The organism is Cerasibacillus quisquiliarum (genome assembly GCF_014202495.1).
Taxonomy (GTDB): Bacteria; Bacillota; Bacilli; order Bacillales; family Amphibacillaceae; genus Cerasibacillus; species Cerasibacillus quisquiliarum.
Map to the genome: position 1 here is coordinate 1 of NZ_JACHHA010000036.1, position 1,117 is coordinate 1,117.

Here is a 1,117-nt window from a genome sequence, read left to right on the forward strand (position 1 = left end):
CGTATAAACGTTTATCTTAGCAATTTGATTAAAGAAAAACAGGGTTGTTTTCCTTGACATTACTGGTTGTTCTGTTCAGTTTTCAAAGTGCAATTCAATTTACAAGAGACTTTGTTAGGTTAACACAACTTTTCGCTAACGTCAACCTTTTTTAGTCATAAAATGGTGGAGCCTAGCGGGATCGAACCGCTGACCTCCTGCGTGCAAGGCAGGCGCTCTCCCAGCTGAGCTAAGGCCCCAATCGTGGTCGGGAAGACAGGATTCGAACCTGCGGCCCCATGGTCCCAAACCATGTGCTCTACCAAGCTGAGCTACTTCCCGCAAACTATAAAATATAGTAATGGCGCGCCCGAGAGGAGTCGAACCCCTAACCTTTTGATCCGTAGTCAAACGCTCTATCCAATTGAGCTACGGGCGCAATAAATGGTGCCGAGGGCCGGACTTGAACCGGCACGGTGGTAACCCACCGCAGGATTTTAAGTCCTGTGCGTCTGCCTATTCCGCCACCCCGGCATTTAATGGAGCGGAAGACGGGATTCGAACCCGCGACCCCCACCTTGGCAAGGTGGTATTCTACCGCTGAACTACTTCCGCCTTTTAATTAATAAGTGTGTTATGCGGGTGAAGGGAATCGAACCCCCACATCCGAAGATACTAGATCCTAAGTCTAGCGCGTCTGCCAGTTCCGCCACACCCGCAAAATGGTGGTGAGCCATACAGGATTCGAACCTGTGACCCCCTGATTAAAAGTCAGGTGCTCTACCGACTGAGCTAATGGCTCGGTATGAACTTTAGGTGAAACGTTTATACGCGCTCCACACTTATCATGTTCTTCATGAGTGGTGCCGGCCAGAGGACTTGAACCCCCAACCTACTGATTACAAGTCAGTTGCTCTACCAATTGAGCTAGGCCGGCGTGGTGGAGGATGCAGGGCTCGAACCTGCGACCCCTTGCTTGTAAGGCAAGTGCTCTCCCAGCTGAGCTAATCCTCCGTATGAACTTGTCCTTTTAATAAGTTAATCTGCCTGGCAACGTCCTACTCTTGCAGGGGCTATGCCCCAACTACCATCGGCGCTGAAGAGCTTAACTTCTGTGTTCGGTATGGGAACAGGTGTG

Annotated in this window: 9 tRNA genes and 1 rRNA gene; all 10 read right to left on the bottom strand. The window is 50.4% G+C overall.

Features of this window, described 5'->3' with window-relative positions:
- Positions 1-163 precede the first annotated feature (163 nt).
- A tRNA-Ala gene (locus tag HNQ35_RS14025) sits at positions 164-239 on the bottom strand.
- A gap of 5 nt (positions 240-244) precedes the next feature.
- Positions 245-321: transfer RNA gene (locus HNQ35_RS14030), tRNA-Pro, on the bottom strand.
- A gap of 20 nt (positions 322-341) precedes the next feature.
- Positions 342-418, bottom strand: a tRNA-Arg gene (locus tag HNQ35_RS14035).
- A gap of 6 nt (positions 419-424) precedes the next feature.
- A tRNA-Leu gene (locus tag HNQ35_RS14040) sits at positions 425-513 on the bottom strand.
- 6 nt (positions 514-519) lie between these two features.
- Positions 520-594: transfer RNA gene (locus HNQ35_RS14045), tRNA-Gly, on the bottom strand.
- A gap of 22 nt (positions 595-616) precedes the next feature.
- A tRNA-Leu gene (locus HNQ35_RS14050) sits at positions 617-698 on the bottom strand.
- A 7-nt stretch (positions 699-705) separates the two neighbouring features.
- A tRNA-Lys gene (locus HNQ35_RS14055) sits at positions 706-781 on the bottom strand.
- A gap of 59 nt (positions 782-840) precedes the next feature.
- Positions 841-916 (bottom strand) — tRNA-Thr (locus tag HNQ35_RS14060).
- 1 nt (position 917) lies between these two features.
- Positions 918-993, bottom strand: a tRNA-Val gene (locus HNQ35_RS14065).
- A gap of 31 nt (positions 994-1,024) precedes the next feature.
- A 5S ribosomal RNA gene (gene rrf / locus HNQ35_RS14070) occupies positions 1,025-1,117 on the bottom strand; the annotation flags it as partial.